The organism is Allonocardiopsis opalescens, assembly GCF_003002095.1.
In the GTDB taxonomy this organism is placed as follows: Bacteria; Actinomycetota; Actinomycetes; order Streptosporangiales; family Streptosporangiaceae; genus Allonocardiopsis; species Allonocardiopsis opalescens.
The window spans coordinates 57,139-79,678 of record NZ_PVZC01000001.1 but is presented as its reverse complement, the minus strand read 5'-3'; the positions used below and the strand labels follow the sequence as shown (position 1 = coordinate 79,678).

Annotated in this window: 16 protein-coding genes; 4 read left to right on the top strand and 12 right to left on the bottom strand. The window is 75.5% G+C overall.

The genetic code is table 11. The features are described from left to right. The first annotated feature begins 4 nt into the window (after positions 1-4). On the top strand, positions 5-1,603 hold the full coding sequence (locus CLV72_RS00335) for a Na+/H+ antiporter (protein WP_106237260.1): 1,599 nt from the start codon (positions 5-7) through the stop codon (positions 1,601-1,603). 7 nt (positions 1,604-1,610) lie between these two features. Here the strand turns inward: CLV72_RS00335 and CLV72_RS00330 are convergent, their stop codons facing one another. The 7 genes from CLV72_RS00330 to CLV72_RS00300 form a co-directional block, all read right to left on the bottom strand. After that, positions 1,611-2,915, bottom strand: a complete 1,305-nt coding sequence (locus CLV72_RS00330) for an extracellular solute-binding protein (protein WP_146159296.1) — start codon at positions 2,913-2,915, stop codon at positions 1,611-1,613. Positions 2,916-3,064: 149 nt separating this feature from the next. Further along, on the bottom strand, positions 3,065-5,074 hold the full coding sequence (locus tag CLV72_RS00325; protein WP_146159295.1) for a vWA domain-containing protein: 2,010 nt from the start codon (positions 5,072-5,074) through the stop codon (positions 3,065-3,067). Positions 5,075-5,403: 329 nt separating this feature from the next. After that, positions 5,404-8,076: a bifunctional FO biosynthesis protein CofGH gene (locus CLV72_RS00320; protein WP_106237250.1), complete on the bottom strand. Its 2,673-nt coding sequence runs from the start codon at positions 8,074-8,076 to the stop codon at positions 5,404-5,406. A 118-nt stretch (positions 8,077-8,194) separates the two neighbouring features. Then, positions 8,195-10,150, bottom strand: coding sequence for a serine hydrolase domain-containing protein (locus tag CLV72_RS00315; RefSeq protein WP_106237247.1), 1,956 nt, complete (start codon positions 10,148-10,150; stop codon positions 8,195-8,197). 233 nt (positions 10,151-10,383) lie between these two features. Then, entirely contained in the window at positions 10,384-11,547 is a 1,164-nt protein-coding gene (locus CLV72_RS00310) for a glycosyltransferase family 4 protein (protein ID WP_106237243.1), read from the bottom strand. Then, positions 11,544-12,359: a hypothetical protein gene (locus tag CLV72_RS00305; RefSeq protein ID WP_106237240.1), complete on the bottom strand. Its 816-nt coding sequence runs from the start codon at positions 12,357-12,359 to the stop codon at positions 11,544-11,546. The genes CLV72_RS00310 and CLV72_RS00305 overlap by 4 nt, the downstream gene beginning before the upstream one ends. Before the next feature lie 155 nt (positions 12,360-12,514). Beyond that, positions 12,515-13,225 carry a class I SAM-dependent methyltransferase gene (locus tag CLV72_RS00300; RefSeq protein WP_106237237.1) on the bottom strand — a complete coding sequence of 237 codons (711 nt, stop codon included), beginning with the start codon at positions 13,223-13,225 and terminating at the stop codon, positions 12,515-12,517. A gap of 145 nt (positions 13,226-13,370) precedes the next feature. Between CLV72_RS00300 and CLV72_RS00295 the strand changes: the two genes are divergently transcribed. Next, on the top strand, positions 13,371-14,315 hold the full coding sequence (locus tag CLV72_RS00295) for a lysylphosphatidylglycerol synthase domain-containing protein (protein ID WP_245929780.1): 945 nt from the start codon (positions 13,371-13,373) through the stop codon (positions 14,313-14,315). A 227-nt stretch (positions 14,316-14,542) separates the two neighbouring features. On the opposite strand, the gene CLV72_RS00290 is transcribed toward CLV72_RS00295, so the two are convergent. The 5 genes from CLV72_RS00290 to CLV72_RS00270 all read right to left on the bottom strand — a co-directional run bounded on the left by CLV72_RS00290 (position 14,543) and on the right by CLV72_RS00270 (position 19,852). Further along, a complete protein-coding gene (locus CLV72_RS00290; RefSeq protein WP_211302641.1) occupies positions 14,543-14,758 on the bottom strand; it encodes a hypothetical protein in 216 nt (71 codons plus the stop codon). Between the two features lie 112 nt (positions 14,759-14,870). Beyond that, a complete protein-coding gene (locus CLV72_RS00285; RefSeq protein ID WP_106237229.1) occupies positions 14,871-15,185 on the bottom strand; it encodes an alpha/beta hydrolase in 315 nt (104 codons plus the stop codon). A gap of 393 nt (positions 15,186-15,578) precedes the next feature. Continuing rightward, on the bottom strand, positions 15,579-16,676 hold the full coding sequence (locus CLV72_RS00280; RefSeq protein WP_106237226.1) for a glycosyltransferase family 4 protein: 1,098 nt from the start codon (positions 16,674-16,676) through the stop codon (positions 15,579-15,581). After that, positions 16,666-17,610: a glycosyltransferase family 2 protein gene (locus CLV72_RS00275; protein ID WP_106237223.1), complete on the bottom strand. Its 945-nt coding sequence runs from the start codon at positions 17,608-17,610 to the stop codon at positions 16,666-16,668. The genes CLV72_RS00280 and CLV72_RS00275 overlap by 11 nt, the downstream gene beginning before the upstream one ends. 64 nt (positions 17,611-17,674) lie before the next feature. Beyond that, complete coding sequence (locus tag CLV72_RS00270) at positions 17,675-19,852, bottom strand: hypothetical protein (RefSeq protein ID WP_245929779.1); 2,178 nt, start codon at positions 19,850-19,852, stop codon at positions 17,675-17,677. 203 nt (positions 19,853-20,055) lie between these two features. On the opposite strand from CLV72_RS00270, the gene CLV72_RS00265 reads away from it, so the two are divergent. Together CLV72_RS00265 and CLV72_RS00260 are read left to right on the top strand one after the other, a co-directional pair. Next, entirely contained in the window at positions 20,056-20,940 is an 885-nt protein-coding gene (locus tag CLV72_RS00265; protein WP_106237219.1) for a TIGR03089 family protein, read from the top strand. Between the two features lie 28 nt (positions 20,941-20,968). After that, positions 20,969-22,498, top strand: a complete 1,530-nt coding sequence (locus tag CLV72_RS00260; RefSeq protein WP_146159294.1) for an LCP family protein — start codon at positions 20,969-20,971, stop codon at positions 22,496-22,498. Positions 22,499-22,540 lie beyond the last annotated feature (42 nt).

Sequence of the window (22,540 nt, the reverse complement as noted above, 5' to 3'; positions counted from 1 at the left end):
GCCGATGGGCTACGAGGGGCTGTTCTTCGCCGGGCTGCTGGTGGTCGTGGTGATCCTGGCCGGCCGGGCGATCGCGAACCGCACCGGGCTGCCCGACGCGATCCCGCTGGTGCTGCTGGGCCTGCTGGTCAGCTACCTGCCGGGTATGGAGCGCTTCGAGGTCTCCCCCGAGATCGTGCTGCTGCTGTTCCTGCCGCCGCTGCTGTACCACGCCGCGTCCTTCACCTCGCCACGGGAGACCCGCGCCGAGTCGCGCGCCATCATCGGCCTGGCCGTCGGCGTCACCACCCTCACCGCGCTCGGCGTGGCCGCGGTGATCGTGCTGGTGCTGCCCGAGCAGGCGTCATGGCCGGTGGCGATCGCGCTGGGCGCCGCGGTGGCGCCCACGGACGCGGTGGCGGCCGGCGCGGTGCTGCGGCGGGTGGGCGCGCCGCGCCGGATCGTGACGATCCTGGAGGGCGAGAGCCTGATCAACGACGCGGCCGCGCTGACGATCTTCAGCCTCGCGCTCGCCGCGCTCACCCAGCCGCTGACGCTCGGCGGCGGGCTGTGGGAGCTGCTGCGCATCGTGGCGGGCGGGGTGCTGTGGGGACTGGTCGTGGCGGCCGTGGCCGGCCGGGTCAGAGGGCGGATCCGCGACCCCGACGACCAGCTGCTGATCTCGCTGCTGGTGCCGTTCATCGCCTACATCCCCGCCGAGAACCTGCACCTGTCCGGTGTGCTGGCCACGGTGACCGCCGGCTTCGTCCTGGGCACCCGGGTCGAGGGCCTGCTGCCCGCCGGTGTGCGGCTGAACGGGCAGACGATCTGGCAGGGCCTCGTCTTCCTGCTGGAGTCGGTGCTGTTCGTGCTGCTCGGCCTCCAGCTGCACGAGGTGCTGGTGGAGGTGGCCGGGCGGGATCCGGTGAGCCTCGTGCTGGCCGCCGTGGCGGCCATCGTGACGGCGGTCGCGATCCGGCTGGCCTGGGAGGTCGGCGTCATCGGGGCGGTCCAGCGGCTGAAGCTCCGGCGGAGCCTCGCGCCGCTGCCGCTGCGGGAGCGGGTGGTGGTCGGCTGGGCCGGGCTGCGCGGCGCGATCTCGCTGGCCATCGCGCTGTCGCTGCCGCAGACGGTGAACGGCAGGCCCTTCGAGGACCGGCCGGTGCTCATCTTCATGGCCGCGGCGGTGGTGCTGGCCACCCTGGTCGGCCAGGGCATGACGCTGCCGTGGCTGCTGCGCCGGCTGGGCGTGGGCGAGCGGGACGACCGGGCCTGGGACGTGGCCCGCGGCCAGCGGGCGCTGGACGAGGCGGCGCTGGCCCGCATCGACGAACTGGCCGCGCGGGGCGAGATCGGCGAGGAGACGGCCGAGACCCACCGGCAGCCGATCCGGCTGCGGCTGTCGCGGATGAGCGCCGCGCTGGACTCCGACGACCCCGGAGCGGCCGAGGACGCGGCGCAGCACCGGGCGAGCGCGGTGCGGCTGCAGCGCGAACTGCTCGCCGCGCAGCGCGGGCAGCTGGAGGAGCTGTACCGCGACGGGCGGATCACCCACGACACCTACCGGCACCTCCAGCGCCAGCTGGACCTCGACGAGCCCCGGCACCCCGACGGCAGGCGGTGAGCGCGCGTCAGCCGCCGCGGAGCACCTCGTTCAGCTCGTCGTCGAACTGCTCGGTGGACGGGACGACGGGCCCCGGCGGGCTGAGGTGGTCGTGCAGCTGGTCGCGCAGCTCCTCGCTGAAGGCGGTGTAGTACGGCGTGCGCGGCCGCGGCTCCGCCGCCAGGATCGCGCCGCGCAGACTGCCCAGGTAGATGTGGTCGCGCGGTTCGGCGACCGTCTCGTCGAAGTACAGGCCGCTCAGCGCGGGCGCGTATCCGGCGTCGCGCAGCTGCCGCTGGGAGCGCTCGGAGGTGAGGTGCGCGACCAGGCCGGCCGCCAGTTCGGGATGCTCGGAGGCCGTGGTCACCGCGAGGCTCTGGCCGCCCAGCGCCGCCCCGGGCAGCTCGGTGACGCCGAAGGACGGCTCCTCGATCTCCTCGGGATCCTCCCCGAAGCCGCCGTGCCAGCCGGCGAAGGCCAGCGTGCCGGTGTTCTCCCGACCCTGCTCCACGCTCAGCCCTTCGACGGCCTGCGGCCAGTTGCGCATCATCACCACCTCCCCGGACCGGAACCGCGCCCGCGTGTCGTCCTCGGCGTCGGTCAGCACACCGGGGTGGACGACACCGTCGCGGATCGCCTCCACCAGCGGTTGCAGGCCGGTGCTGAGGTCGCCGACCCGCTCGGCGGTGGCGCAGTCCTCGCCGCCGCCCTCGATCGGCTGGGTGCCCGCGCCCCACACCAGTTCGAGGGCGTTGACGACCAGGCCCTCGTAGTCGGCGTACTGGCCCGCGTAGCCGTGCACGGGCTCGTCGGAGCGCTCGACCATCAGGGCGGCCAAGTCGAACACCTCCGCCCAGTCGGCGGGCGGCTCGTCGCCCTCCTCCAGCAGGTCGGCGCGGTAGAAGAGCAGGCCCACGTCGGAGATGAACGGCACCGCCCAGTGGGCGTCCTCGTAGCAGACCGCCTCCCAGGCGGGTTCGAGGAAGCGGTCGGCGCCCACCTCGGCCGGGTCGACCTCGCGCACCCAGCCCTGCTCGGCGAACTCGGCGGTCCACTGGTTGTCGATGTTGACGATGTCGAAGGGCATGTCGGCGGACTGGGCGTCGGCGACCAGCTGGGCGCGTTGGTGGTCGGTGTTGCCGGACAGCTGGACGGTGTCGACGGTGACGCGGGGGTGGGCGAAGTCCCACTGCTCGATGAGCCGCAGGTAGACGCCGGCGTCGCGGCCCGCCGAGAGGTCGAGTCCGGTCGCCAGCACCAGGTGGACGCCGTCCCCCCGGTCCAGGCTCGGCGCGCCCGCGGCGGCCAGCGCGAACAGGCAGGCGGCGGCCACCGCGGCGCACGAGGCCGCGCGCCGGCCCCACCGGGCACCCGCGCCGGAGCCGCGGCCGCCGGCCGGTCCGGTGTCCGCTCCCGCGCCGGCGGCCCGGGCCGGGCCGGCCGCGCCCGTGTCCCTGTCCGGGCCGGTGCCCGGCGCCCCCATCACTCCCGCCCCCGGGCGTCGGCCACGATCTCGTGCAGGATCCGCGGGTCGGCGCCGGGCGGCGCGGCATGGCACCGCACGCCCGCGTCGGTCAGCGCGCCGGGCAGCGAGCCAGGGCCGCAGCCGTCGTCGCCGAAGGTCACCACGTGCACGCGCACGCCCTGCTCCAGCGGGCCGGCCAGCTCCTCGGCGAGTTCGTCCGCGGTGAGGCCGCCAGCCGGAAGCGGGTCGGCCACACCGTCGGTCAGCACCACCAGCACCCGGCCGGCGCCCGGTCCGCCCGCGTCCGCGAGCGCGCGGGCGCCGTCGGCCACCACGTCGGCCAGTGGCGTGGCCTGGCCGGTGGGTCCCAATGCGGCCAGGGCGTCGGCGACCGGCTCGGCCTGGCCGCCCTCGGTGTTGGCGGCCATGGGCACCGGTTCGTCGTGGTCGGTGGCGTCGGGGTCGCCGGGCGAGCCGGGGAAGGACCACAGGCCGACGGAGTCCTCCTCGCCGAGCAGCCCGACGAGGTCACCCGCGAGCCCGGTGGCCGCGCCGAGCCGGTCCGTGCCGCCGCCGGCCGGCACCTCCATCGAGGTGGAGGTGTCCACGGCCAGCAGGACGGCGATCTCGGGGCGGGCCTCCTCGTAGCGCTCCAGCACGGCCCGCAGCTCCTCGGCGGAGTACGCGGCGCCCGTCTCCAGGGGTTCCAGGCGCTCCGCCGCCCATACCGGCGCCACCGTGACGGTGCCCTCGTCGCCGCAGATCCAGCCGCCGCGGTCCGGGACGGGGCAGCGCAGCGCCCCGTCGGCGTCGCGGAACCCGGCCAGGGGGTGCCGGCCGTCCGGGGTCCTGGTGCCGGGGTCGGACAGCCACCGGTAGAAGGCGTCGGCCTCCTCGGCCACCCGGTCGTCGACTCCCCAGTCCAGCCGCACGTAGGGGTGGTCCAGCCAGGGGAGGTCGGCCGGGTAGTACGCCTGGAGCGGCGGCGGGGGGTCCTCCGGCCCGCAGCCCGGGCCCAGCGGCCGCCCGAAATTGTGGTCGATCAGCGCCCGCTCGGTGGTGAGCACCGCCACGGGCTCGCTGCCGGCCGACCGCTCCCGCAGCGCGCAGAGCAGGTCGCGGTCGCCGGCGCCGCCGAGGGAGGAGTCGGGGACGCCCCGCTGCGGGTGGGCGCCGGGTCCCGCGCTCCGGTACACCGCGGCGGTGTGCAGCAGCGCCGACACCGAGCCGTCGAGGTCGGGCCTGGCCAGGGCGATGTCGAGCGGGCCGAGCCGGTCCAGGTAGACCTCCAGCGGCTCCTGGACCACGTGCCGCCGCGGCCCGGGCTCGGTGTCCACGCCGACCTCCGCCGCCGCGTCCTGCGGGACGCCCAGCACCAGCGGCTCCAGCCGGGTGGAGCCGCGCACCTCGAAGCCGGGCGCCGAGCCGACGCCTACCGCGCGGTCGCCCTCGGCCCGGGCGCGGGCCAACACGACGTCCGCGGTGGAGGCGGGGATCCACACGTGCGGCCGCGGGCCCACAGTGGCGTCCCGCCAGCCGGTGGCCAGCCGGCCGCGCGCCTCGGCCGCCTCCGCCAGCGAGAAGACGGTGATGTGCACCGGCCGGCAGTGCGTCGGCCAGTCCTCCTCGGCGCGCACGTCGGCGTGCACCTCGGCTGCCTCGCCCATGATCTCCTCCTGGTCGGCGGGGACCAGGACGTTCATCTCGGCGGGCGGAGGGCACGAGGGGTCGGCCAGCCGGGTGTAGACGCCCACGACGGCGAGGCCGAGCACGGCCAGGGCGCCGACTCCCAGAACGAGCCAGCGGAGCCGGTACTCCTCGTTGAGGAAGGCGAAGATCGAGTCGACCACCAGCACCGCCAGCAGCAGGACGCTGACGATGGCGGCGACGATGTAGAGGGCACGGGCCCAGTCGAGAAGGGCCGGGAACAGACCGGCGAGATTGGCCGCGATCCCGCCGACCCCCACCAGGCCGAAGGTCGCGGTGGAACCGATCAGAATCCTTCTGGTCTCTTTTTTCAGCGCCATGGATCATGAAACCGGTGCGCGGGCACCGGTCGCCTCCCCGAAAGTGAGCGCGATCACGTCATGGGCCGACATTACCCCAATCACACCCACTTAGGGTCAGCTTGACGCTAACTCGCGATCACCCGCGCCGCAGCGGAACCGGCGGTTCTCGCGCCACCCGGGGAGCGCCAGGCCGGCCATTCACGGTCTCCCCATCGCTATCGACGACGGATCAATTCAATTCACTCCGCATTGAACGGCGAATTGACAGGATGAACGCTGGACGACCGTGAATTCGGTCGCGGGATCCCGCTCGCTCTGACAGGCGCTCCCGTTCGGCGCGATTCCCCTCACACCACCGGCAGGCTCCGCGTGCGCACGCTCTCGGCCACACCGTCGTGGGCGAGGGCGGTGGTGCGGCGCTCTTCGGTGGGGGTGCCGTAGAGGGTGGTGCGCTGGCGGAGGGGGCGGCCGGTGGGGGCGACGAGGGCGGCGATGTCGCTGATGGTCTTGTAGGAGCCCTGGCCCGAGCCGGCCATTCTGCTGATGGTCTCCTCCATCAGGGTGCCGCCCATGTCGTTGACGCCGCCGGTGAGCAGGCTGCGGCAGGTCTCGGGGGCGAGCTTGACCCAGGAGCACTGGATGTTGTCGATGGTGCCGTGCAGCAGGATGCGGGCCAGCGCGTGCACGGCGCGGTTCTCGCGCACGGTGGGGCCGGTGCGGGCCAGGCCGGCCAGGTAGATCGGCGCGTTGGTGTGCACGAAGGGCAGCGGGACGAACTCGGTGAAGCCGGGGCGGCCGTTGCGCTCCAGCGAGCGGCGCTGGAGCGAGGCGAGCAGCTTGATGTGCGCCACCCAGTGCGCGGGGGTGTCGACGTGGCCGTACATCATGGTGGAGGTGGTCGGGATGCCGAGGTCGTGGGCGGTGGTGATCACCTCCACCCAGGCGGCGGCGGGCAGCTTGCCCTTGGTGAGCACCCAGCGCACGTCGTCGTCCAGGATCTCGGCGGCGGTGCCGGGCAGGGAGTCCACTCCCGCCTCGCGGGCGGCGGTCAGCCAGTCGCGCACCGACAGGTCGGTGCGGGTGGCGCCGTTCATCACCTCCATCGGGCTGAAGGCGTGCACGTGCATGTCCGGGGTGCGCCGCTTGACCTCGGCGGCGATGTCGAAGTAGGCGGTGCCGGGCAGGTCGGGGTGGATGCCGCCCTGCATGCACACCTCGGTGGCGCCGGCCGCCCACGCCTCCTCGGCGCGGGTGCCGACCTGGTCCAGCGAGAGGGTGTAGGCGTCGGCGTCGGTGCGGCGCTGCGCGAAGGCGCAGAAGCGGCAGCCGGTGTAGCAGACGTTGGTGAAGTTGATGTTGCGGGTGACCACGAAGCTGACGCCGTCGCCGACGGCCTCGCGGCGCAGGTCGTCGGCGAGCCGGGCCACCGCCTCCAGTTCGGGCCCGTCGGCGTGCAGCAGCGCCAGCGCGTGCTCGTCGCTCAGCCCGGCCGGGTCGGCCTCGGCGGCGCGCAGCGCGGCGCGCACGTCGCCGTCGAAGCGGGCCGGGGCGGTGCCGGGCAGCCGGTCGCGCAGCTCGGTCCAGTCGCCGTACACCTCGGCGAAGTCGGCGCGGCGGTCGCCGGCGCGGCCCTCGGTGTCGATGCCGGTGTGCAGGTCGGTGCGGCCCTGCCCGGCCGCGCCCGGCGCCGCGGCGCCGGCCAGGCCGGACTCCGGCTCCTGCCACGGCCGCCCGACCGGGATCGCGCCCTCGCGGGCCAGGCCGTCGGGCCCGGCGAGGGCGTCGACGTGCCCGCGCAGCCGGGGGTCCAGCCAGGGCTCGCCGCGCCGGACGTACTCGGGGTAGATCGTCAGCCGCTCGCGCAGCGTGAAGCCGGCCTCGGCGGTGCGGGCGGCCAGTTCCTCGATCTGCGGCCAGGGCCGCTCGGGGTTGACGTGGTCGGGGGTGAGCGGGGAGACGCCGCCCCAGTCGTCGATGCCGGCCCGCAGCATCAGCCCGTAGGCGTCGTCCACCAGGTTCGGCGGCGCCTGGATCCGGGCGCGCGGGCCCAGCACGAGGCGGGCGACGGCGATGGTGGCGGCCAGCTCGGTCAGCTCGGCGTCGGGGCGGGCGCGCATGGCGGTCTTCGGCTTGGCGCGGAAGTTCTGGACGATGACCTCCTGCACGCCGCCGTACTCGCGGGAGACCTTGCGCATCGCGAACAGGGAGTCGGCGCGCTCGGCGTGGGTCTCGCCGATGCCGATCAGGATGCCGGTGGTGAAGGGCACATTGGAGCGCCCGGCGTCGTCCAGCACCCGCAGCCGGACGGCGGGGTCCTTGTCCGGGCTGCCGTAGTGCGGCTGCCCCTTCTCGGTGAACAGCCGGGCGGAGGTGGTCTCCAGCATCATCCCCATGGACGGCGCCACCGGCTTGAGCCGCTGGAAGTCGCGCCAGGTGAGCACGCCGGGGTTCAGGTGCGGCAGCAGCCCCGTCTCCTCCAGCACCCGCACGGCCATGGCCCGCACGTAGGACAGGGTGTCGTCGTAGCCGTGCGCGTCCAGCCACTCCCTGGCCTGCGGCCAGCGGTCCTCGGGGCGGTCGCCGAGGGTGAACAGCGCCTCCTTGCAGCCCAGCGCGGCGCCCTCGCGGGCGATCCGCAGCACCTCGTCGGGCGACAGGTAGGGGGCCGGCAGCTTCCCGGGCACGGTGACGAAGGTGCAGTAGTGGCAGCGGTCGCGGCACAGCCGGGTGAGCGGGATGAACACCTTGCGGCTGTAGGTGATGACGCCGGGGCGGCCGGCCTCATCAAGGCCCGCGTCGCGGACCCGTGCGGCGTAGTCGAGCAGCCGGTCCAGGTCGGCACCCCTGGCGTGCAGCAGCACCTCGGCCTCGGCCGGGTCGAGCGTCTTGGCGTCGCGGGCGCGGGCCAGCGCCCGGCGCATCGCGGCGGCGGTCGGCGGGGCCGGGTCGGACGGAGCGGTCGCCGGGTGCGCGGTGCCGTCGGTGGGCGCGGCGGTGTCGTGGCCTTCGAGTTCCCCCATACCGGAAACACTACGCACCAGGCGAGTCCGCGCGACGCGCGGACACCTGGTGCGTGCGTGTTCGGTGGTGTTCGTTTCGTCTCGTCCCGCCGGTGCGCCCGTAGGGGTGCGGCCGCCCTCAGCCGAAGGGCGTCCACACGAAGTTGTACACATGCCCGACCAGCAGGAACACACCCAGTGCCGGCACGATCACGGTGTGCTGCACCCGCCCGGCCGCCGTCCACCACCCGCGCCGCCAGGCCAGGACGGCCAGCACCGCCGCGAGCGCGGCGAGCGGCACGGCCGCCGCCAGGGGCGCGGTCAGCACGGGTGAATCCACCATCCGCAGCACGGTGGCGTTGTCCAGCCGGGTGAGCAGCCAGAGCAGGTAGCCGGTGAAGCCGGTGCTGAGCAGCACGGCCGCGGCGGTGGGCAGCCGGGCCCACCGGGCCGCGCCCCGGTACGGCGCCGGGTCGCGCCGCCGCAGCCGGCGCACCAGGGCCGTGACGGGCCAGACCGCGGCGGTGGCGGCCACCAGCAGCGCGATTCCGGCCGCGGCCAGGTGCGTCGTCGGCAGCAGGTGCCAGGCCGTGCGCTCGAAGGGCTGCATCGGCGCGCTGTCCAGCGCCAGGCCGACCACGGCGCCGCCGCGCTCGATGAAGGCGAGCTGGTCGGTGCCGTCCTCGGCGCGGAACAGTCCGGGCTCGACCGCGGTCCACCGCGCCTCGGGGATCATCGGGCCCGACGTGGTCAGCGCCCCGTCGTCGGCCACACCGACGCGCAGCTGCCCGAGCGCGGCCGTCGCGGCCGTCGCGTCGCTGCGGGAGGCCCGGGTGGGCACGTAGTCGCCGGTGTAGCGGTCGAGCGGGACGTCGGCGGCCGGGCCGGGCCCGGGCACCGCGCGGATGCCGGCGAACTCGGCCAGCACCTCCTCCACCAGCGTCCGCTGCACGCTGCGCAGCGGCGCCCCGGGGTCGCCCCGGCCGTCGCCGTTGGTCGCCACGTGGACGCCGAGGCCGAGTTCGGGCAGCACGACGTAGTTGGCGTGCGCGCCGACGAGGGTGCCGCCGTGCCCGTAGGCCCGCGCACCGTCCGACGGCCACTCCCAGGTGCCGTAGCCGGCGCCGGTCAGCCGGGGCTCGTTGCCGGCCTGGCGGGTCCCCATGGCGGCGAGGGCCGGCTCGGGCCGGCGCTGCTCGCCGCCGGCTCCGCCGGCGTCGAGCAGGGCGAGCATGAAGCGCGCCATGTCCTCGGCGGAGCTGTAGGCGCCGCCGGCCGGTCCGATGGCCAGGTGGAGCTCCGGGGCCGGGACGGGGCCGTCAGGGCCCGCGGTGTGCGGGACGGCGGCGCCCCGCTCCCGTGCCTCGTCCGGCCCGGCGAAGGCGCTGGCCTCCATGCCGAGCGGGGCGAAGACCTGCTCGGCCGCGTAGGCGGCGAAGGGCCGGCCGGAGACCTCCTGCACGATGAGCCCGGCCAGCGCGAGCCCGTAGTTGGAGTAGCTGGTGAAGCGGCCGGGCGGGCGGACCCGCTCGGGCTGCCGGTCGCGCACGTACGCGGCCAGCGGCGCCGCCCCGCCCGGCTCGGCGGCGGCCTGGCCGGCGACGGCCTCCTCGAAGCCGGCCGTGTGGGTGAGCAGGTGGTGCAGGGTGACCGGCTCGCCGGGGAAGGTGTCGGCGATCCGGCTGCCGGGCGGCAGGTAGCCGTTGACGTCGGCGTGCAGGTCGAGCCGCCCCTCGTCCACCAGCCGGAGCACGGCGAGCGCGGTGAAGGACTTGGCCACCGAGCCGACCGGGAAGGCGGTGCCGGCCTCGACCGGCCGCCCGGTGGCCGGGTCGGCGGTGCCGTAGCCGCCCGCGAACACCTGCTCTCCGCCGGCCACCACCGACACGGCGGCGCCGGGCACCTCGAACTCGGCCAGCAGCTCGGGCACCCGCCGGTCCAGGAAGTCCTCGACGGCGGCGGCCGTGGGCTCGGCGACCGGTTCGGCGGTGCCGCTCGGCGCCGCCGCCTGCGCGGCGGGCGCGGCGAGGCCGAGCAGCACGGCGGTGAGCGCCGCGACCGCCGCGGTCCTGGCGGGTGGTGACGGCTTGCGCATGGGCGCCTCCTGGGTTTCGGGCACTGCGGAGCGGGCGCCGAGGATCCGGATACGACGAGACCTCTTGGCGATGAACTATATCTGTTATAGCTCTAATAGATCAGAGAGGCAATCGCGTACGGTGCTCCGCCGGCCGGGCGCCGGCTCGCGCCCGGCGGCGTCGGTACACCGCAAGGCCGGACGGACGTGCCGCGGGCGCCGGCGGCGGCGCGGAATCCGAACGGCCGGAAGCCCTACCGGCGCCGGCTCAGCCGCTCGGCCAGGAACTCCTCCCAGCGGGCGGTGACGGCGGCGGGGCGGTAGTCCTCGGCGGCGGCCAGGGCGGCGGCGCCCATCCGGGTGCGCAGCGCGGGGTCGTCGATGAGCCGCAGCAGGCCCGCGGCCAGCCCCTGCACGTCGCCCGGCGGCACCAGCAGGCCGTCGGCGCCGTGCGTGATGATCTCGCCGGGACCGTGCGGGCAGTCGAAGCTGACGACCGGCACACCGCAGGCGAAGGACTCTATGATGGTCATCCCGAAGCCCTCGACCCGCGAGCTGACCGCGAGGACCGAGCCCTTGGCCAGCTCGCCGGGCAGGTCGTCGGTGCGCTTCATGATGGCGGCGTTGTTGTCCAGGCCGAGCCGCTGGATCCGGCGGCGCAGCCGGTTCTCCAGCCCGCCCTGGCCGTACAGGCGCAGCCGCCACTCGGGGCGTTCGGCGGCCACCAGCGCGAAGGCGTCCAGCAGCTTGTCGTAGCCCTTCTCCGGCCCCAGCCGCCCGGCCGCGACCACGATCGGGTTCTCCAGCGGGGCGCGGGGGAAGTCGCCGCCGGGCAGCGCGTTGGGGATGCGCACCGCCCAGTCCGGCGGCACCCGCAGGTCGCGCTGGTAGGCGCGGCGGTCGGCCTCGGTGAGCACGGTCAGCGCGTCCAGCCTGGGGTAGAGCAGCCGGGCCGCCAGCCGGACGCCGTCGCTGTGGTTGCCCCAGTGGATGTGCTCCTGGCCGACCCGCAGCAGGCGGCGCGGCGCGAAGCGGGCGGCGGCCAGGTTCAGGCCGGGCCGGGTCGAGACGAGCACATCGGCGTCCAGGCCGCGCAGCGTGCGGCGGAGCGCCCGCTCGGTGCGGGCGTTGAAGACGCCCTGCCGCTTGGCCTCGGTCGGCGGCAGCCAGCGCACCGGGCGCCGGGCCCGGCGGCGGTCCAGCCAGGAGCCGGGCGGCGCGCCGCTCCAGTCGGGGGTGGGGGCCATCGCGCGCAGCCGGACGCGCGGGTCCAGCGGGAAGAAGGGGCGGTCGCAGTGCCGGGCCATGCTGATGATCTCGACCTCGTGCCGCTCGGCCAGGCTGTTAGCCAGGTTCACGGTGGTGCGCACGGTGCCGCCCATGGCGAAGGCGTTGGCGATGAGGAAGGCGATCCTCACCGGGCGCCCTCCGCGCGGTCCAGGGCGGTGGCGGCCAGCGACAGGTCGTCGTGCACGGTGTAGTAGGGGGTGATCCGCATGGTGCGGCCGCCGTGCGGGAGCCGGACCGGCCGGAAGCCGATCCGCTGCTTCTTGCCGGCGATGTCGTCGGCCCGCGAGGCCAGCCGCAGCTCGGCGTTGAGCGGCCCGCCGGCCAGCACGGGATCCCAGAGGTTCTTGCCGCGCTCCTCGGCGTGCGCGTCCGCCAGCGGCCGCAGCGGGATCTCGGCGCTGAAGGCGCCGTCGTCCAGCAGCGCGCCGCAGGCCAGTTCGGTGCCGACGTGGCGCTGGCGCAGCACGATCCGCACCCGGTGGCGGCCGGGCGGGCGGGCCGCGAAGGCCAGCTCGCCGCGGACCGCGACCGTCTCCTCGCGGCTGCGCACCAGCTCGACCTCGGCATACGGGCGCACCTCGGCCACCTGGACCCGCAGCCGCCCGTCCGGGGTGCGCAGCACCCGCAGGTCGCGCGAGCGCGGCCGGGCGATGTAGCCGTACCGGTCGGCGAGGTTCAGCCCCGGGTCCTCGGTGCGGACGGGGGCGGTGCGGCCGCCGCCGTCGGGGCCGCAGACCTCCCAGAGCCCGGCCGGCAGGCCGCCGAGGTCGGCGCTGGCCCGGGTGCCGCGCAGCCGGACCGGCACCGGCAGCCCGGTGCCGGTGTCGCCGTGCTCCGGAACCGGCCGCAGCAGCAGCCGGTCGGGGCGTACGGGCGGCTCCTCCGCCAGTTCGAGGTGCAGCACGTCGTCCGGACCGACGCGGTTCCGCCTCGCCCTCATCGCACGCCTCCCCGTCCCGTCGCTCCCCGCCTGCGCGGGGACCGAATGACCTGAAACGGGTTAATGCCCTGGCAATGCGGAGTTAACTCGGAGTTTCCGTGTACCGGGACGAAGCGGGCACGGCCCGCCAGGGCCGCGAGCTGCGCGGACGGGCTTCAGGAGGCGGTGCGGCGGGCCCGGACCAGCACCACGCTGCCGCGGTCGTTGGGGGTGAGCGCGTCGCCGAGGGCCACCAGCGGAGTGAGCACGGCCGCCGCGTTGAAGCCGTAGCGGCCGCCGTGCGCGGACAGGCTCAGGTAGCCGCGCTCGGCCGCCGCGCTGCGGAACTGGTAGCTGTGGTCGAGCAGTTCGAGGCCGCGCTCGGCCAGCAGCTCGTCCAGCTGGGTGTGGGTGTAGGTGCGCTGGACGTGGAAGCGGCGGCGGTGCGCGTCGAACAGCCGCGGCCACGAGCCCGCCCGGGTGAGCGCGTCGGCCGACATGACCAGCTCGCCGCCTGGCGCCAGCACCCTGGCCATCTCCGAGAGCGCGGCCGGGCCGTCGTCGAAGTGCTCGATGGCGCAGATGGACAGCACCCGGTCGAAGGAGGCGTCGGCGAAGGGCAGCCGCAGCGCGTCGCCCTCGATCAGCGCGGGCGGATGGCTCAGCGTGCGGCCGCGCAGCATCTTGGACCTGGCCAGGTCGATGGAGACGGCGCGGGCGCCGCGCTTGCGCGCCTGGCCCGCCCAGTAGCCGTCGCCGCCCGCGACGTCGAGCACCCGCAGGCCGCGCAGGTCGCGGCCGAGCCAGCGCAGCAGGGTGCCGGCCTCCCGGAAGCGGCAGACATGGACCTGGTGCCCGATGAAGGCGACGGCGTCGGCGGTTCTCATACCGCCATGATGGCGCAGCCCGGCGGTGCCGGGACAAGTCACCCGCATGAACAGCCGGTACACGCACGGTGAGCGGCGCGGACGGGGTGGCCGCGGCGGAGCCGGCGGCGCACGCCGCGGCCACCCGCACCGATACGCTGGCCGGGTGGTGCGCAGACTCCGGGCCCTGCCCTGGCTCCGGGCCGCGCTCGCGGCGGCGCTGCTCGGCTTCGCCGGCTACGCCCTCGCGGCGAACTGGGCGGAGGCCGGGGCGGCGCTCACCCGCCTGTCGCCGTGGACCGTGCTCGGCGCGGTGCTCGCGGCGCTGGCCGCGCTGGTCTGCCAGGTGCTGGCCTGGCGCGCGCTGCTGGCCGACCTCGGCGCCCCGCTGCCGGTGGCCGCGGCCGGCCGGATCTGGGGGCTGGGCCAGCTGGGCAAGTACGTGCCCGGCATGGTGTGGGCCTTCGTCGCCCAGGTGGAGCTGGCCAAGGAGCACGACGTCGCGCGCAGCCGCAGCCTGGCCGCGTCCGTGCTGGCCTTCGCGGTCACCCTCGCCGTCAACGTGATGGTGGCGGCCGCCACCCTCCCGTTCACCTCCGCCGAGGCGGCCGGCCGCTGGTGGTGGCTGGTGCTGCTGGTGCCCGTGCTGCTGGCCTGCCTGCACCCCCGGCTGATCGCCTGGGGCGTGCGCACCGGCCTGCGCCTGCTGCGCCGCCCGCCGGTCGACGTCGCCGCCTCGCCGCGCGGCCTGGCCCGCGCCGTGCTGTGGACGCTCGCCGCCTGGGTGCCGCTCAGCCTGCACGCCTGGCTGCTGGTCGCCGGGGTCGGCGGCGGCTCCGCCCCGGGCACCTGGCCCCTGGCCGCCGGCGCCTACGCCCTGGCCTGGTCGCTCGGCCTCGTCGTCGTCTTCGCCCCGGCCGGCCTTGGCGTCCGCGAACTCGCCCTGGCCGTCGCCCTCGCCCCCGTCCTCCCCGAAGGCGCCGCCCTGGTGGTGGCCGGCCTGTCCCGCCTGGTCATGACCGCGGCCGACCTGGGCGGGGCGGGGATCGCACTGGCCCTGCGCCGCACGCCGTCCACCCACAGCCCCACGGGTGCGGCCGGAACGGACTAGGGCGTCGGCGGAGCGATCCGCAGCACCGGTTGACCGGTGACGGCGGCGATGCATTCATTGCGATCCACATACCGTCCGTGGACCACCACATGCCGGTACGCCAGGTTCCGTCTCAGTGATGAACAGCCGCATTACGGCACCGGTCCCAGGACGGGAACCCTGATGCTCAGCAACGGTGGTTCCTCTTGAGGATGTCGGAGTCGCCGCGCTTCCCCGCCTCCACCAGCTCAGCCAGCGCCTCCCGCCCGCCGGACCTGGTCGGTGGTCTCGCGCAGCGCGGTGTTCACGGTGTCCGACGGTGTCGTGGTGCCGAGCGCCTCGGCGGCCAGTTCGAGCGCTTCCTCATCGATCTCGACGCAGACTTCCGCCGAATCTCCTCCTCGACCGTGGCGGCGGCTGTCCAGCCGCGCACACCAGGCTATCGATACGAGCCGATATGTCATCTGTACGAATAGATTCTACGTCAAGCTCAGGGTCCTGGCCTCCTTGACGGGCCACGCGGCCAGGACCCGACGCGCCGTGCTGCGGACGGTCGCGAACTCCCTTCTCCGGCGGCTACCGCATACCGCTCCCCGAGGCCGGACACACCCCGCCCAGTTCCGGCAGCTCCCCGGTGCTCAGGTACCGGTGCGCGATCTCGCGCACGCAGCGGTTGCCGCCCAGGTATACGGAGTGGTCGGCCTCGGCGCCGATCCAGACGGAGCCCGGGAGCCGGGCGGCGACGGCGCGGCTGCCGGAGGCGGGGGTGGAGTCGTCGTCCAGGCCGTTGACGAGCAGCACCGGAGGCAGGCCCTCGGGGTCGAGCGGGCCGGGCGGGAAGGTGCCCTGGCCGCGGAGGCCGGCGCAGCGGCTGTACTGGGAGCGCGCCATCAGCCAGCCGATCCGCGGGACCGCCGCCGGGCGGCGTGCCGGCGCCGCGGCTCACGGGGGACGGTACGTCGGGGCGGCGCCGCGCGCCCGCGTGCGCGGGCCGGGGGCGGCGCCGGCTGCGATGACCGGCAACGGGGACTCCTCTTCCGGCGCACGCGGCGCCCGTGGACGGCTGGATCCGGCGCGGGCGGCCCCGGCGGTGCCCACCGGCCCGCGGTCGCCGCCCGCACCCGTCCAGCCTGGTGCGCCGGCCCCTCCGCCGCGTCATCCGCGCGGCCGCTCCACCCGCCGGGCGCTATGCCGCGCGGCATATCCCCGGGGGCGTACCGCGACCGGACGCCGAGGGCGCGTCAGCGCACGGGGACGGGCGGCGGCGTGCGGCCGCCGCGCCGCTCAGCCCGCCGCGACAGCGTCGACGTACCGGTCCCAGTACGGCCCCGGGTCCACCGGGCGGACCGCCTCGCGCATCCGCTTGGGCTCGCCGGGGCGGTAGAAGCGCTCGATCGCACCGGCCAGCGCGTCGGCGTCGCCGGGCGGGACGAGCAGGCCGTCCTCGCCGTCGCGGATCTGCTCGGGGAAGGTGCCGACCCGGCTGGCGATGACGGGCAGGCCGTGCTCGTGGCCGAGCCAGGCGTTCTGCGAGGCGGTGGCGCTGCGGTACGGCAGCACCAGGGCGTCGGCGGCGGCGAACAGCTCGGGCAGCCGCGACGCCGGGAGGTAGCCGTCGCGCAGCTCGACCCGGTCGGCGATGCCCAGCTCGGCCAGCTGCGCGCGGACGGGCTCCGTGCCGCCCCAGAACTCCCCGGCGACGGTCAGCCCGACGCCCGGCACCTGGGCCAGCGCGCGCAGCAGCACGTCCAGGCCCTTGTAGGGGCGGACGATGCCGAAGAAGAGCAGCCGCCCCAGCGGCTCGCCGTCGCGGGGCGCGGCGGGCGGGGCGGCGGGCAGGTGCGGCGGCAGCGGGGCGGCCGCGACCTGGGCCCCGGGCACCAGCCGCAGGGCGGCCGCGCGCTGCTCGCCGCTGTGCACCAGCACCCGGTCCACCCGGCGCAGCAGCGCCCGCATCAGCGCCGGGTCGAAGCGGCGCCGCTCGTGCGGCAGCACGTTGTGGCAGAGCGCCAGCGTCTCGGCGCGCCCGCCGATGCCGGCCAGCAGCCCCAGGTACGGCGGCACCTGGAGCGGCGTCAGCACGCTGAGCACGACCAGGTCGGCCGCGCGCCCCAGCGCCCGGCCGCGCCGCCACCAGCCGTCGGGGCGGTACCAGGCCAGCTCGCGGCGGGTGGGCTCGAAGGCGGGGCCGTCCGGCTCGCCGAGCGTCTGCCGCCCGGGGTAGAGCATGCGCGGGTACTGCGCCCGCCACGACTCGATCCCGGTGTCGTACCCGGCGGCGCGCAGCCGGTGCGCCAGCTCGCCGGTGTGCGCGGCGCCGCCGCCCTTGTACGGGTGGGCCGGTCCGACCAGGGCGATCCGCCGGACGGCGCTACTCGGCACGGGAGCGCACGATCAGGTCGGCCAGCAGCGCCATCGAGAAGATGATCATTCCGGTGACGAACAGGATGATCGTGTTGTTGGCGATCCGCACCGGGTTGAAGACCACGTCGTACACGCCTTTGCCCAGGCCGGTGCCGAGCAGCAGCAGCGCGGGCGGCATCAGCAGCTTGAGCGGGTTGAAGTACATCACCATCCGCAGCACCTGGAGGATGTAGCGGTAGGCGTCGGTGAAGAAGCGGAACTTCGAGGTGCCGGAGCGCTTGGCGTACTCGATCGGCAGGTAGGTGACGACCTTCTGGTTGCTCAGGAAGGCCAGCGTGAGGGTGGTGACGCAGGAGAAGCCGGGCGGCAGCAGCCGCAGGTACGGCCGCGCGGCCTCGCGCCGGAAGGCGCGCAGCCCGGAGTTGAGGTCGGGGATGCGGGTGTTGGTCAGCCGCTCGGCGATCTTGCGGATCACCCACTTGGCCGGGATGCGCAGCAGCCGGTGGCTGCCCTCCTCGCGCAGCCGGGCGCCGACCACCTGGTCGACCAGCTCGTCCTTGTCCAGCAGGTCGACCAGCTCGGGGATGCGCTCGTTGGGGTAGGTCATGTCGGCGTCGGTCCAGACGACGATGTCGCCGCGCGCCATCTGGCTGCCGATCCGCCGCGCGGTGCCGGCCCCGCCGTTCCTGGGGAACTCCACCACCCGCACCGCGGGGAAGCGCGGCGCGTTCTCCCGCAGCAGCCTGAGGGTGTCGTCGGTGGAGGCGTCGTCGATCGCGATCAGCTCGTAGGCGTGGCCGCTGGCGTCCAGCGCGGCGGTGATCCGCTCGATCTCGGCGACCACGTGGTCGCGCTCGTTGTAGCAGGGCAGCACGACGGAGACGTGCGGCTGCTCGGCGGCGGGCGGAGCGGGCGCGGCCGGTGCGGCCGGCTCGGGTGCCGGGTCACTCAACGGGGCCTCACAGGTTCGGCGGGAGCGCCGCGCGGGCGGCGGCGCGGCCCGGACGGGCGGGGGCTCAGGGCGACGGCGCCGGAGCGGCGGACTCCGGCACCTCGGCGATCCACACGTTCATGACCAGTTCGCCGGTCCGGGCGGGGGGTCCCTCCAGGATCAGCGCGTCGGTGCGGCCGCGCAACTCGAAGGCGTGGTCGGCGCTCGCGCCGGGCGGCAGGAAGGGCAGCAGGTCCGCCTCCTCGTCCCCGACGATCACCGGGCGGCGGCCGCGCTCGCGGATCTCGGCGGCGATCCGGGCCACCGTCGCCGGGTCGGCGGGCACGCCGTCGGCCAGCCGCGCCACCGGCAGCCCGCACATCCCGCGCACCAGCTGGTTGAAGCGGTCGGCGGTGTAGCCGTCGACCATCAGCACGCTCGCGCCGGGCCCGATCCGCTCGCACAGCCGCTCGACGGCCGCCACCGAGCCGGCGTCGGTGCGCGCGAAGACCAGCGGCACGCTCGCCGCGCCGGTGGAGGCGAGGACGGCGCCCACGGCCAGCACGCTGACGGCTCCGTACAGCCGCGCGCCCGCGCCGGACCCGCGCAGCCAGCGCACCCCCGACGCCACCGCCCAGACGGCCAGCAGGATGAAGGCGGGCAGCACCAGCGCGACCAGGCGCCGGCTGGCCCACGGGTGGTCGGGGGTGATGGCCGGGCGGACCAGCACGGTGACCACCGTCCAGGCCATCATCAGCAGCGGCAGCGCCCAGGCGAGGTCGCGGCGGCGCACCAGCCGCCAGGCCACCAGCGCCGCCCCGGCCGTGGCCAGCACCACCACCGGCACGCCGACGTACCAGGCGACCCAGTTCAGGGTTGACTCGGCGTAGGTGCGGTCGGGGTCGAAGGGCAGTCCCTCGATCTGCTGCAGCTGCCCGATCAGCGAGCGGGTGCCCTCGGCGGGCTCGGCGTGCCCGCGGGCGGTGTACAGCAGCGGCCGGACGGCGAGCGCCGCCATCACCGCCACCACCGCGCCGGCCGCGATCCCTGCCCACGGGCCGCGCCGCAGGTCGGGCAGGCCCCAGCGGCCGACGGCCCAGCCCAGCCCCGCGCTGGCCAGCACCGCCGCCGCGCACACCACCAGCAGCGGCACCACGGAGGCGGCCAGGTGCTGGAGGTAGGGCAGCGACAGGCCGTAGCCGGCGGCCAGGCCGTAGCCGGCGCCGACGGCGAGCCCGCCGGCCAGGGCGAGCGCGCGGGACCGCTGGACGTGCAGCAGCACCGCGATGAACGGCAGCACCGGCAGCATGTCGCGCAGCCCGTCGATGCGCACCACCACGCTCAGGCCCAGCGCCAGGCCGCCCAGCGCGGCCAGCGCCGGGCCCGCCGGGATCCGGCGGCGCCCGCCGGGGGGCGCCGGCGCGAGCGCGTCGACGACCAGCGCCATCCCGCCGAGCAGCAGGATCTGCGCGGCGGGCTCGCTGTAGGTGGAGCGGCTGACCCACATCTGCGGCAGGCAGACCGCCAGCGCCAGCGCGGCCACCGGCGCCCAGCGCGGGCCGACCAGCCGGGCGGCCACCCCGCCGAAGGCCAGCACCGCCAGGCCGCCCAGCACCGGGGCGACCGCGAGCATGCCGTGGACGCCGCCGATCCAGTGGCCGATGGCCAGGGTGAGCGGCACCCCGGCCATGAACTGCGGCCAGATGACGTCGCCGACCTGGTAGTAGGCCAGGCTCTGGTAGCTGAGCGCGGGGTCGTCCCCGGCGATCAGCTCGCGGTACTGCGGGACAGGCAGCGAGCCGTGCAGGGCCAGCCAGTTGCCGAACTGGGCGTAGCTGCCGGCGTCGCGCCGGATCACGATCTGCTCGGAGGCGTGCAGTAGCTGCAGCACGGTGAAGCCGACGGCCACCGCGAGCAGCGCCAGCAGCGGCCACCAGCGGTCCCAGCCGCCGCCCGCCTCGATCCCGGACCGCCGCGGCGCCCAGCGCGCGGCCAGCGCCAGCGCCAGCAGCACGGCGGGGCCCGCGACGACGGCGGCCATGACGGGGGTGAACACACCGAGGGCCAGCAGCGGAACCGCCGCCACCAGCCAGGCGGACAGCGCGACGGCGGGCGCGGCGGTGGCGAAGGTCAGCAGCCGCCCGGGCGAGGGCGTGCGGCCGGGCCGCGCGGCGGCGCCCAGGGCGTCGGGGCCGGCCGGCCGCACGCCGGCGACGGTGCCGGGCGCGCTCGCGGGACCGGGCGGCCCAGGAGTGACAGACATCGGTTCGTCACACTAGTCGACCACCGCTCGGCACTGCCGCAACCGCAGCGCCAACGAGGCGTTACGCTCGGGCGTCCCCCTTCGTAACAGAAATGTCGAGCGGCCCTTACATCCGGTGGGCCGGGCGGGCACTAGAGTTCCCCGGTGACACCCCCGGCTCTCAGCGCCCTCGGCACGACCCCGTCGTTCGGAAAGGACGGCCGGTGACCGGTTCCACCCCCGCCGACCTGCTGCGGGCCGCACTGCGCGCCGACCCGGGGCGCCCCTTCCTCACCTGCCACGACTCCGCCGGCCGGATCGAGCTGTCCTACGCGACCTTCGACAACTGGGTGGCCAAGACCGCGAACTTCCTGGTCGACGAGCTGGCCGCCGACCCCGGCGACCGCGTCGGGCTGGCGGTGCCCGTCCACTGGCAGAGCGCCGCGTGGCTGCTGGCCTGCTGGTCGGCGGGGCTGACCGCGGTGCCGCTGCCCCCCGAGGGCGAGCCCGAGCCGGCCGCGCCGGTCGACGTGCTGGTGGCGGGCCCCGCGAACCTGGACCGGGCGGTCGGCTCGGCGGCGGGCCGGGCAGCCCGCGACCTGGTCGGCCTCTCCCTGCACCCGCTCGGGCTGCCGCTGGCCGACCCGCCCCCCGGCGTGGTCGACTACGCCGCCGAGGTGCGCGGCCACGGCGACCACTTCGCCTCCGCCGCCCCCGCCGATCCCGCCGCGCCCGCGCTGGAGGCGGCGGGCGAGGTGCTGTCGGCCGGGCGGCTGGCCGCCGGCGCGGCGGAGACCGCGGCCCGCTGGAACCTGGAGCCCGGTGACCGGCTCGCCCTGGTGGACTCCCCGCACGCCCCGCTGCTGGCGCCGGGCGGCGCGCCGCCGCTGGACTGGCTGCTGCCGCCGCTGGCGGCGGGGGCGTCCTCGGTGCTGTTCCTGGATGCCGACACGCCCGGCACGGCCGGCGCCGGGCGGCCCGCCGGCGTGACCCGGGCCACTGCGCAGGCTGCGCTAGGCTCACGATTCGGCTCCGAGCGGATTACGGCGATTCTGGAACGTGCCCTCGGGGGATCTGCTCCCCCGGCCCCGGTTCGACAGCTGCGCTGAGCGCTGTCCCGAGCGAAGTGTCAACGCTGTGACCGATAAACGACGAACACGCAACCGCGCGGCGGAGGTGCACGAGGCACGCCGCCAGCGCCGGCTGCGGATCTTTGGCTGGGTCTCGGTCGTGATGACCTGCGTCCTGATCGCGGCCAGCCTGTCGGCGTACGGCTTCTACTTCTCACTGCGCAGCAATGTCGACCAGCACGACCTGGACGCCGCCCTCGGTGACGACCGCCCGGAGCAGTACGGCGAGGCTCTGAACATCCTGCTGATCGGCTCCGACGGCCGCAGCGGCGAGAACGCCCAGTACGGCGCCACCGACACCGTCGGCGAGCGCTCCGACGCGCTGATGCTGGCGCACATCTCCCCTGACTGGCAGGGCATCACCCTCATCAACTTTCCGCGCGACTCCATGGTGCAGCTGCCGGCCTGCGACCCCTACGAGGGCACCGCGGGCGCCCCGGCGCAGTACGCCCAGATCAACACCGCCCTGTTCAACGGCGGGCCGCCGTGCGTGGTGCGCGCGGTGGAGTCGCTGACGAACATCTACATCAACCACTTCGTGCACATCGACTTCACCGGCTTCACCGAGATGGTGGACGCCATCGGCGGCGTGGAGATGTGCATCCCCACCCCGATCCGCGACGAGCGGGCCCATGTGAACCTGGAGGCCGGCCCGCAGACCCTCAACGGCGAGCAGGCGCTGGGCTTCGTGCGCGCCCGCTACGCGGTGGGCGACGGCAGCGACACCGACCGGATCAGCCGGCAGCAGGTGTTCCTCGGCGCGCTGGCCAGACAGGTGACCAGCAGCGAGACCCTGACCAACCCGGCCCGGATGCTGGACCTGCTGACCGCGATCTCCAACTCCATCTCCTTCGACAACGAGCTGACCCTCGGCGCGATGGCGGAGATCGCCGGCTCGCTGGGCGGCCTGAACGCGAGCAGCATCCAGTTCTACACGGTGCCCTGGGGCGCCGACCCCATGGACGCCAACCGGGTGGTGTGGCGCACCGACGAGGCCAACGCGCTGTTCGCCGCGATCGCCAACGACACCGAGGTGGACGAGGCGGCGCTGGAGGAGGGCGAGGAGGACTCCGGCGGGGGCGGCGGCGGTTCCTCCGCGGAGCCCGAGGCGACCGAGACGGTCGACCCCTCCGGCCTGGTGGTCTCGGTCCTTAACGGCTCCGGCCAGACCGGGCTGGCCCAGCAGGTCGCCGACGAGCTGGCCGCACGCGGCTACGGCATCGGCACGATCGGCAACCCGCCCGAGGGCAGCGTCGCCACCACCTCGGTGCGGCACGCGGCGGGCGAGGAGTCGGCCGCCGCCACCGTGGCGGGCGAGGTCGACGGCGCGGCGGCCGAGGAGCCGTCCAGCGCGCTCGGCCCGGGCAATGTCGAGCTGGTGATCGGGCAGGACTGGACCGGGCTCACCGGCGGAGGGGGCGGAGACGGTGGCGGTGGCGGCGACCAGGCCACCATCCCCGAGGACATCGAGGGCCGCGACGCCAGCGGCAACCCCTGCGAGGGCGAGACCGAGGACATCTTCGCGCCGAACATGTGAGCGCACCGCGGCCCCGCCGCCCCCGCGGGGGCGGCGGGGCCG

What these genes read in the sequence shown, in the direction of transcription:
- CLV72_RS00335 (WP_106237260.1), top strand. Translation starts at nt 5, where the DNA reads ATGGGCTACGAGGGGCTGTTCTTCGCCGGGCTGCTGGTGGTCGTGGTG.
- CLV72_RS00305 (WP_106237240.1), bottom strand. Translation starts at nt 12,359, where the DNA reads ATGAGGGCGAGGCGGAACCGCGTCGGTCCGGACGACGTGCTGCACCTC.
- CLV72_RS00290 (WP_211302641.1), bottom strand. Translation starts at nt 14,758, where the DNA reads ATGACATATCGGCTCGTATCGATAGCCTGGTGTGCGCGGCTGGACAGC.
- CLV72_RS00320 (WP_106237250.1), bottom strand. Translation starts at nt 8,076, where the DNA reads ATGGGGGAACTCGAAGGCCACGACACCGCCGCGCCCACCGACGGCACC.
- CLV72_RS00315 (WP_106237247.1), bottom strand. Translation starts at nt 10,150, where the DNA reads ATGCGCAAGCCGTCACCACCCGCCAGGACCGCGGCGGTCGCGGCGCTC.
- CLV72_RS00325 (WP_146159295.1), bottom strand. Translation starts at nt 5,074, where the DNA reads ATGGCGCTGAAAAAAGAGACCAGAAGGATTCTGATCGGTTCCACCGCG.
- CLV72_RS00285 (WP_106237229.1), bottom strand. Translation starts at nt 15,185, where the DNA reads ATGGCGCGCTCCCAGTACAGCCGCTGCGCCGGCCTCCGCGGCCAGGGC.
- CLV72_RS00270 (WP_245929779.1), bottom strand. Translation starts at nt 19,852, where the DNA reads ATGTCTGTCACTCCTGGGCCGCCCGGTCCCGCGAGCGCGCCCGGCACC.
- CLV72_RS00300 (WP_106237237.1), bottom strand. Translation starts at nt 13,225, where the DNA reads ATGAGAACCGCCGACGCCGTCGCCTTCATCGGGCACCAGGTCCATGTC.